The 8436-nt window shown below is 74.1% G+C and carries 7 protein-coding genes and 1 tRNA gene; 2 read left to right on the top strand and 6 right to left on the bottom strand.

Features of this window, described 5'->3' with window-relative positions:
- Positions 1 to 235: 235 nt before the first annotated feature.
- From ACFU7Z_RS30685 to ACFU7Z_RS30660, 6 genes are all read right to left on the bottom strand, one after another.
- A tRNA-Pro gene (locus ACFU7Z_RS30685) sits at positions 236 to 309 on the bottom strand.
- 137 nt (positions 310 to 446) lie between these two features.
- Positions 447 to 1829 (bottom strand): MFS transporter, encoded by a 1383-nt coding sequence (locus ACFU7Z_RS30680; protein ID WP_380781087.1) that lies wholly within the window; start codon positions 1827 to 1829, stop codon positions 447 to 449.
- 105 nt (positions 1830 to 1934) lie between these two features.
- Positions 1935 to 2726: a DUF1684 domain-containing protein gene (locus tag ACFU7Z_RS30675; protein WP_049658848.1), complete on the bottom strand. Its 792-nt coding sequence runs from the start codon at positions 2724 to 2726 to the stop codon at positions 1935 to 1937.
- Between the two features lie 179 nt (positions 2727 to 2905).
- Positions 2906 to 3775, bottom strand: a complete 870-nt coding sequence (locus ACFU7Z_RS30670) for an acyl-CoA thioesterase (protein WP_380781084.1) — start codon at positions 3773 to 3775, stop codon at positions 2906 to 2908.
- 187 nt (positions 3776 to 3962) lie between these two features.
- On the bottom strand, positions 3963 to 4652 hold the full coding sequence (locus ACFU7Z_RS30665) for an alpha-ketoglutarate-dependent dioxygenase AlkB family protein (protein ID WP_380781089.1): 690 nt from the start codon (positions 4650 to 4652) through the stop codon (positions 3963 to 3965).
- A gap of 341 nt (positions 4653 to 4993) precedes the next feature.
- Entirely contained in the window at positions 4994 to 5812 is an 819-nt protein-coding gene (locus ACFU7Z_RS30660) for a transglycosylase family protein (RefSeq protein ID WP_117490113.1), read from the bottom strand.
- A gap of 591 nt (positions 5813 to 6403) precedes the next feature.
- On the opposite strand from ACFU7Z_RS30660, the gene ACFU7Z_RS30655 reads away from it, so the two are divergent.
- Together ACFU7Z_RS30655 and ACFU7Z_RS30650 are read left to right on the top strand one after the other, a co-directional pair.
- Positions 6404 to 7258: a hypothetical protein gene (locus ACFU7Z_RS30655; protein ID WP_074004696.1), complete on the top strand. Its 855-nt coding sequence runs from the start codon at positions 6404 to 6406 to the stop codon at positions 7256 to 7258.
- Positions 7259 to 7539: 281 nt separating this feature from the next.
- Positions 7540 to 8358, top strand: a complete 819-nt coding sequence (locus ACFU7Z_RS30650) for a hypothetical protein (protein ID WP_380781082.1) — start codon at positions 7540 to 7542, stop codon at positions 8356 to 8358.
- The last annotated feature ends 78 nt before the right edge of the window (positions 8359 to 8436 follow it).

Genomic DNA, 8436 nt, shown 5'->3' with positions numbered 1-8436 from the left:
GGGCACTTGACCGAAGGTCAAGTGCGCCACCCGCCCTGCTCCAGCGATCAGCGAGGAGGTATCGCACTACACCTTGAGATCAATGGACACCCCACACAGCAACTACCGAAGCGAGGAATGGGCACAGCTCCACGGCCATCCCGGGGACCACACGGGAACCAGAAACTCATCCCGCAAACCAGCAAGAGCGGGCACCCGGTTTCCCAAGTACCCGCTCTCACAACCGACATCACTGTCGGGACGACAGGATTTGAACCTGCGACCCCTTGACCCCCAGTCAAGTGCGCTACCAAGCTGCGCCACGTCCCGTGGTCTCGGTGCCTGCAGCGGGGCCTGGGGGGCTCTGCTGTGGGCTTCTCGACCTTGTCTCCGGTTGTCCCGGCGACGTGGAAAACAATACAGCACGTCGGGGGGTGCTCGCTGCCAGGTTCGGGGGGTGGGGTGGGTCAGGGGGTGGGGTGGCGGGCGTCGTAGGTGAGGAAGGCGGGGCGGCGGGCGGCGAGGAGGAGGACGGCGGCGACGCAGGCGAGGCCGCCGGTGATCACGGAGGTGGCGGGGTTGGTGAGGGCGGCGACGGTGCCGGACTCGAAGTCGCCGAGGCGGGGGCCGCCGGCGGCGACCACGATGAAGATGCCCTGGAGGCGGCCGCGCATCTCGTCCGGGGCCGCGACCTGCATCATCGTGTTGCGGAAGATCATGCTGACGGTGTCGGCGCAGCCCGCGACCGCGAGCAGCAGGAGGCCGAGCCAGAGGTTGTGGAGGGCGCCGAAGGCCGCGATGGCCAGGCCCCAGGCGGCGACGGCGGCGAGGACGGCGACGCCCTGGCGGTGGACGCGGCCGACCCAGCCGGAGAAGAGCGCGCCGATCAGGGCGCCGACGGCCGGGGCGGAGACCAGCAGGCCGACGGTGCCGGCGTCGCCGCCGTAGAAGGTGACCGCGATGGCCGGGAAGAGGGCGCGCGGCATGCCGAAGACCATCGCGGCCAGGTCGGCGAGGAAGCTGGTGCGCAGGTTGGGCTGCTCGCGCAGGAAGCGGAGGCCGTCGAGGACGGAGGCGCGGCCCTTGCGCTCGCCGAGCGGCCGCATGGCGGGCAGGCGCCACATCGCGTAGAGGGTGCCGGTGAAGGCGACGGTGTCGACCAGGTAGGCGGCCTGGGATCCGTAGGCGCCGATGAGGACGCCGCCGAGCATCGGGCCGACGGTGAGGCCGAGGTTCATGCTGACGGTGTTCAGGGCGTTCGCCGCCGGGAGCTGGTGGCTGGGCACCAGGCGGGGGATCATCGCGGAGCGGGCGGGCGAGCTGATCGCGAAGAAGCCGGCCTGGACGGCGACGGCGGCGTACAGGACGGCGACCAGGCCGAGGCCGGCCAGCGCCTGCGCGGCCAGGACGGCGGAGACGACCGCCAGACCGGCCGAGCCGAGCAGGCCCAGCCGGCGCCGGTCGACGGTGTCGGCGATCGCGCCGCCGTAGAGGCCGAAGGCGACCAGCGGGACGAGGGAGAAGATGCCGACCAGGCCGGTCGCGAAGGCGGAGCCGGTCAGGTCGTAGACCTGGACGGAGACGGCGACGGCCGTCATCTGCTGGCCTATGGAGGAGACGGCCTGCCCGGCCCAGACCCGGCGGTAGTCGGGGTGGTCGCGCAGCGGGCTGAGGTCGGCGAAGGCCCGCCGGTACCAGGGTGAGCCGGCGGTTGCCTCCGGCCCGGGTCCGTCCCCTGCCCCGGGTCCGTCCCCCGGTCCGGGTTCCGGTTCGGGTTCGGGATCGGCGGCGGAGGATGCGGGGGACGGGGCGGGCGCGGGGGACGGCGTGGAATGTTGATTGTTCGACATAGTCCCTCATGCTCCGCTCCGCCCCCGGACGGCCCCGCACCGGGGCCGCCCCAGCGAAAGCCCGCCCCCGCCCGCGACGCCCCGGCCCCACCCGCGAGGCCCCCGCTACCGGCTCAGCACCTGCCTCTCCCCCGCCTCCACCGCGAAGTCCAGCCGGTTGCCCGGCGGCGGGAACGGGCAGATGAAGTGGTCCGAGAAGGCGCACGGCGGCAGGTAGGCCCGGTTGAGGTCGAGGACGGTGCGGCCCTCGGCGTCGGGCGCGGGCAGGGTGATGAAGCGGAAGCGGTAGGTGTCGATGCCGCTGGTCGTGTCCGCGATCACGCCGCTGAGCCGATCGCCCGACCGGCTGACGGTCAGGGTGCGGTGCTCGCCCGCCACCGTGAAGGCGATCTGCCCGGAGACGGCCAGCGGGCGCTCCCGGCCGTCGGCGTTCGGGACGACGACCGACCGGGCGTCGTCGTCCTCGAACGGGGTGAAGACGGCGGGCACGGCCCACTCGGGCGCGTACGGGAAGGCGGAGATGCCCGCGAACGCCGTCCGACGGGGTGCGGCCGGGTCGAAGACCCGCAGGGCCAGCTCGCCCTCGCGCTCGATCGGGACGAGCAGCAGGTCTCCCAGGACGGCGGTGTCGGCGGCCGGGTCGCTGTCCGGGCGCAGCAGCGCCTCGCCGTCCACCGGTGCGTCGGCGCCGTCGACCGTGATGCCGTCGGACGCCGCCGCCCGGACCCGGACGCCCTCGGCGTCGGCCCACCAGCGCCCGGGCAGGCCGGGGATCTCGGCGGGCTCGGGCTCCAGCCAGTGCGTGCCGGTGAGTGCGAGCTGGCCGTGCTGCGCGCTCACCGACGCCGCCCGGCCGTCACTCCAGTGCTTCCAGTCCTCCGCGGCCGTCTCCGTCATCGGTCCACCCTCCCGGTCGGTCCGTGGACGGCCCGCTGTTCGGGCCGCCCGTCCTCCGTCATCCACAACACCGTCCGCGCGGACGGATCATTCCCGTCGGCCCGATGTCGCCGAAACCGCAACACGGCGGCAACGCGCCGACACCGGGCACAACACGGGGCACCACTCCGGCCACACACCTACCCCTCGCGGTGCTTCAGCGGACGGAACAGCCCCTCCTGCACCACGGACACCACCAGCCGGCCGTGCCGGTCGAAGATCTGCCCGCGGGCCAGGCCGCGCGCGCCGTGCGCGATCGGGGACTCCTGCTGGTACAGCAGCCAGTCGTCCGCCCGGAACGGCTGGTGGAACCACATCGCGTGGTCGAGCGAGGCCATGTCGAAGCTCCGCTCGCCCCACAGCGGCTCGACCGGGGCGCGGACGGCGTCCAGCAGCGTCATGTCGCTGGCGTAGGTGAGGGCGCAGACGTGGATCAGCGGGTCGTCCGGCAGCGGGCCGTTGGTGCGCAGCCAGACGCCGCTGCGCGCCTCGACGCCCTCCAGCTCCTCCTTCGTCCAGCGCAGCCGGTCGACGTAGCGGATGTCGAAGGGCTGGCGGCGGCTGATGAACGGGGGCAGCTCGCCGAGCCGGGAGCCGACCTCGTCCAGGGCGCTGGGCAGGTCCTCGGGGGCGGCGACAGGCGGCATCGGGTACTGGTGCTCGATGCCGGCCTCCTCGGGTCTGTGGAAGTCGGCGGTGAGGGCGAAGATCGACCGGCCGCCCTGGATGCCGAGCACCCGACGGGTGGTGAAGGACCGGCCGTCACGGATCCGGTCGACCTGGTAGACGATCGGCACGCCGGGGACCCCGGGGCGCAGGAAGTAGGCGTGCAGCGAGTGGACCGGGCGCTCGTCGTCCACCGTGCGCCCCGCCGCGACCAGCGCCTGCCCGGCGACCTGGCCGCCGAACGTCCGTTGCAGCGCCTCCTCGGGGCTGCGCCCACGGAAGATGTTGAGTTCGATCTGCTCAAGGTCGAGCAGATCGACAAGGTCGTCGACGGGGGTACCCATGGGCACGTTTCCTCTCCGGACTCCGAACAATTCTCCAGCTCAATCGAATCCTTTGGCGACCCGGGTCATTCCCGCGCAGCGGTCCGGAACGCCCAGTTCACTCGAACGAGTAGGCGAGCCGACGAGCAGGTGACGGACGGGACGGCCCGGTCGGCCAGGAGGCCCCCACCGGCCGCACGACCTCCGGTTACGCCCCCAGCCCCGACTCCCGCACCGTGATGTTGAGCCGCCCGAGCAGCCCCAGCGCCGGATCGGCCGTCCCCGGCAGCGTCCGCACCACCCCGTGGTACGCGAACCGGGCCGGGCCGCCGAACACCAGCAGGTCGCCGCTGCGCAGCTCCAGGTCCGTCCACGGCCGGGTCCTGGTCTCGGTGTTCCCGAGCCGGAAGACGCAGCCGTCGCCCAGCGAGAGCGAGACCACCGGCGCGTCCGCCCGTTCGTCGCGGTCCTGGTGGAGGCCCATCTTCGCGCCGTGCGCGTAGTGGTTGACGATCGCGATGTCCGGCGCGTACGACGCCGCCCCCGCGACCTCCCCCAGCGCGGCCCCGTACGCCTCGGCGACGGCCCTGCGCGCCAGGTCCCCGAGCAGCCGCGGGAACGGCTTGACGGGCGCGCCGTCCTCGGCGACCTCCCGGTACCCGTACGGGTACCAGTGCAGGCCGAGGCTCACCATCCGGACGGACATCATCCCGCCGGTGGGCATCCGCACGGCGTGCAGACCGGCCGGCGGGCGGGCCCACTCCCGGCAGGCGGCGACCAGGCGCCGCTGCGCGTCGAGGTCCAGCCAGCCGGGCAGCAGGACTGCGCCGGGGGCCGGCTCGGAGCGCTCGCGCGCGCCCGGGGACCCGCCCGGATCACCGAACAGCTCGCCCTGGATCACCCCACCATCCTCCCGCACCGCACCCACCCGGGCCCAGCCCGGTCGCCGACGGCGGGCACACCCCCGCGCACCCCCGACTCCCGCCCGCGGGAACGCCGACGGCCGCTCCCCCGGCCGGCGGAGGAACCCGCGCGGCGGAGAAGCGGCCGTGAAAGCCGTGCACATCGGTACGCACATCCGTACGTCGACGCACCGACAGCCGACACACCGACAGATCAGCGAACCGACAGGTCAGCACATCGGCACCCGGTCGGGCACCGGCACGGTGAGCCCCGGGCAGCCGACGCCGGCTGCGCACGGGGCCTCACGTGCTCGAGGAGGCCTCAGCTGGGCAGACCTCAGATGCTGAGGGTCTGGCCCGGGAAGATCAGGTCCGGGTTGCCACCGATGACCTTGGCGTTGTTCTGGTACAGGTCGTGCCAGTCCAGGCCCTGCGCGGCGGCGATGGAGCTCAGGGTGTCACCGGCCTTGACGGTGTAGTCGCCCTTGGCGGCCGGCTTGGCGTCGTTCGAGCGGTTCCAGGACTTGGCGCCCTGGTCGGCCTTCGGCGCGGACTTCTGGGCGTCGGCCTTCGGGGCGGCAGCCTTCGGCGCGGCGGCGTCGTTCTTCGGCGCGGCCTGAGCCTTCGGCGCGGCCTGGGCCTTGGGCGCGGCCTTCGGGGCCTCGGCCGGCTTGGCGGCGGGCTTCGGGGTTTGCGCCGGCTTGGCGGCGGTCGAGCCGGCGGCGGAGCCCGCCGAGGTGTCGACGGCGGCCGGGGCGCCGCCCTTGGTCAGGCCGGCCTTGACGGAGCAGACGGGCCAGGCGCCCGGGCCCTGCGAGGCGAGGACCTTCTCCGCGACGGCGATCTGCTGCGCCTTGGTGGCCTGGTTGGCCTGCGACGCGTAGGCGGTGCCACCGAACGCGGCCCAGGTGCTGGAGGTGAACTGCAGACCGCCGTAGAAACCGTTGCCGGTGTTGATGGCCCAGTTGCCGCCGCTCTCGCACTGGGCGACGGCGTCCCAGGTGGAGACGGAGGCGGCGGAGGCCGAGGTGGCCGTGACGAGGCCGGCCACCGGCAGGGCCGCGACAGCGGCGCCCGCCACGACAGCCATCCGAACGCGGTTGCGCTTGGTGGCGGTGGAGGTGGTGGCAGCGGCGGTCTCGTTACGGAAGGTCATGAGGTTCCTCTCGACAGCCCCGGGCGGGCATGCGGAACCAGACCCCGGGAAGGGCCGTGATCACTCGCTGCGTCCGTCGGGCGGCCGGGCACGTGTCGGACGTGCCGCTTGCCGCCCCGGCCACCCAGCCGCTCGCCGACGACGTGTTCGAGCGATCGCGTCGGCGGGCACCTGCCACGCCCGGCGGACCGGGGGGCTGTGCGTCGGGGGTGAACCCGGGTGGCGCTCGTTGCGCCGTCCAAGAAGCTACGAGCCGGTCGACGGGGAATCCAAAACTTCGACGGTCTTCCCAGCTCAGCCAAGGGTTACCGGCGGTAACGACCATGCAATCATGTCCGAATTGTCCGCTTTAACCGTCGATTCCTAGATCAAACATCCGGACTCCGTGACTCACCTCACTGTTTGATTCCGGCAGTCCCGGCACCGACATCGACAGATTGCGACCACGAGAACACGCGGTGCGGTCGGATCCGAGGCAATTCACGTCAGCCTCCGGGGGCACCCGTGACGCCTGACACAAGGGCCCGTTGGGCATGGCGACCTCTCCGTGTCCGCCCCAGCACCCCATCCACACCCATCCGAGGAGACCCTGTGCCGCGCATGCTCGACGTCAGCGACGAGGTCCGGTCCGAGATCGGCGACGACGAAGCCGACCGCCTGCTAGGTGGCGACCGCGCCCCCGACGGCTACGAGTGCACCTCCTGCCGGACCCCCGGCGACACGCACGTGGAGCCCACCAGCACCGTGCTGTTCGTCGGCGACGAGACCGCCGTCCTCGCCTTCGCGCACGCCCGCTGCATCCCCTCCCAGGTCGTCCCGGTCTCCGAGGAGCAGCTGGCGGGCGCCGTCCGCAGCATCAGCCAGACCCAGCCCGGCGGCCCGGACCTCGCCGTCCCCGCCGCCGTGCCGAGCGCCCCCGCGCCGGCCCCGGCCGCGCCCGTCGGCCCGGCCCCGACCCAGCCGGCCGCCCCCGGCCAGGCCGCCATCCTCGGCATCACCTGCGGGCTGGTCCTGCACGGCAAGGTCGGGCACGCCTCGCTGGTGGTCGAGCCGACCGGGCCGGTCGGCCGCCCCGGCAGCACCTCGGGCGAGGACGAGTTCCTCGACCTGCTCCAGGACGCCGGCTTCCAGCCCGTCACCGACCTCGACGAGACCCCGGACCAGCTGCCCGGCTGGTCCGTCCTGGTCGCGATGGGCAAGCTGCACGCGATCCTCCAGCCCGCCGCGGCCGGCGGCAGCACCGGCTGGTGGCAGGCGCACCAGCCGCTCCAGGTCACCGACGCCTGGCGGATGGCCGCGAGCCAGCTCTCCGAGGTGACGATGTACGCCGTGCCGGCCGGCATGGTCGGCCGGCAGCCCCGCGAGGACCTGCTGCGCCAGGCGCTGGAGCGGGCGGTGGCGCTGGGCCAGGTGGTCGCCGCCTCCCTCCCGCTCGCCGGCACCTGATCCGGCTCCGCGCCCCGACCCGCCGGACGGCCGCCGCCCACCCCCACGGCAGCCGTCCGGCGGGCGCACGCCCGCGACACCCCGCCGCGCGCCATGCCCGGGAACACCCCGCCGCACCCCGCCCGCGCCCTGCGCTCCCCGCTTCACTCCGCCGTGCCCGCGCCCGCCCCGGCGTGCCCACACCCCGCCCGGCGCGCGCACCCGTTGCGCACTCCGGCGTGTAGGCGCACCCCCGCCCCCAGGGCCCGCATCCCCCGCCCCTCTCGCTCGTTGGCCCCTACGTGTACAGCTACGACGTCTCCGCGTCCCCCGGCCGGTCCGCCAGCGCCTCGCGCTCGATCCCGGGCATGCGCCCCTCGTACGACGCCGAGCACCCGCACTCCGCGACGCCGATCTACGACGAGCTGTACTCCGAGTACCGGCGCCTCTTCCGCGCCCTGCCCGGTGACCGCTCGAACGAGGAGGACCTGAAGTTCACCGGCTTCGCGGTCCGCGACAGCTACCCGCTGCACGGCGAGCAGCGCCCGTACCCGCCCCAGCAGCAGACCTTCCACACCCTCCCGGGCCAGACGCCGGGCCTCCCCCAGTTCATGCCGGGCTCCCAGCACCACGGCTCCGGCCCCACCGGCGGCCAGCAGCACAGTCACAGCGGGGGCCACACCGGCGCCCACGCCACCCCCCACAGCAACTCCCACACCGGCAACAACACCGGCGGAGGCCACCCCGGCACGCACGCCGGAAGCCACACCGGCCGTCACACCAGCAGCGCCCACCCCGGCACCCACAGCACCGGCCACCACCACGGCCACCGCCCCGAGCCCCCCACCGGCGACAACCTCGGCCCCGCCGCCCCGGCCCCCGTCCAGGACCAACCTGCCGTCCCCGCCGCCCAGTTCACCGACGGTCAGGGCTGGGTCGCGGCCGGCTACCTGGGCGCGGCTCCGCACCCGATGCCGGTGCCCGCGCCCGCACCGCCGGCGCCGCCCGCGCCCGCCCCGGTGATGGGTACGGCCACCGGTCTCGCCCCCGCGCCGTCCAGCGGCGGCCGCCACCGCCAGATGCTCTCCCTCCCCCCGGGCCCCACCGTCGACCACCGCTGACACCCGGCCCGCACCCCGGACCGGCCCCGACCGGGAAACCCACCCCGGACACGCCGGAGGGCCCCGCCACCACCGTGG

This window comes from Kitasatospora sp. NPDC057518, from assembly GCF_042802075.1.
Classification (GTDB): Bacteria; Actinomycetota; Actinomycetes; order Streptomycetales; family Streptomycetaceae; genus Kitasatospora.
This window is presented reverse-complemented; position numbering and strand designations above follow the sequence as displayed.

Bases quoted from the DNA above. Each gene is read 5' to 3' on its own strand.
- ACFU7Z_RS30680 (WP_380781087.1), bottom strand. From the start codon at position 1,829: ATGTCGAACAATCAACATTCCACGCCGTCCCCCGCGCCCGCCCCGTCC.
- ACFU7Z_RS30675 (WP_049658848.1), bottom strand. From the start codon at position 2,726: ATGACGGAGACGGCCGCGGAGGACTGGAAGCACTGGAGTGACGGCCGG.
- ACFU7Z_RS30670 (WP_380781084.1), bottom strand. From the start codon at position 3,775: ATGGGTACCCCCGTCGACGACCTTGTCGATCTGCTCGACCTTGAGCAG.
- ACFU7Z_RS30660 (WP_117490113.1), bottom strand. From the start codon at position 5,812: ATGACCTTCCGTAACGAGACCGCCGCTGCCACCACCTCCACCGCCACC.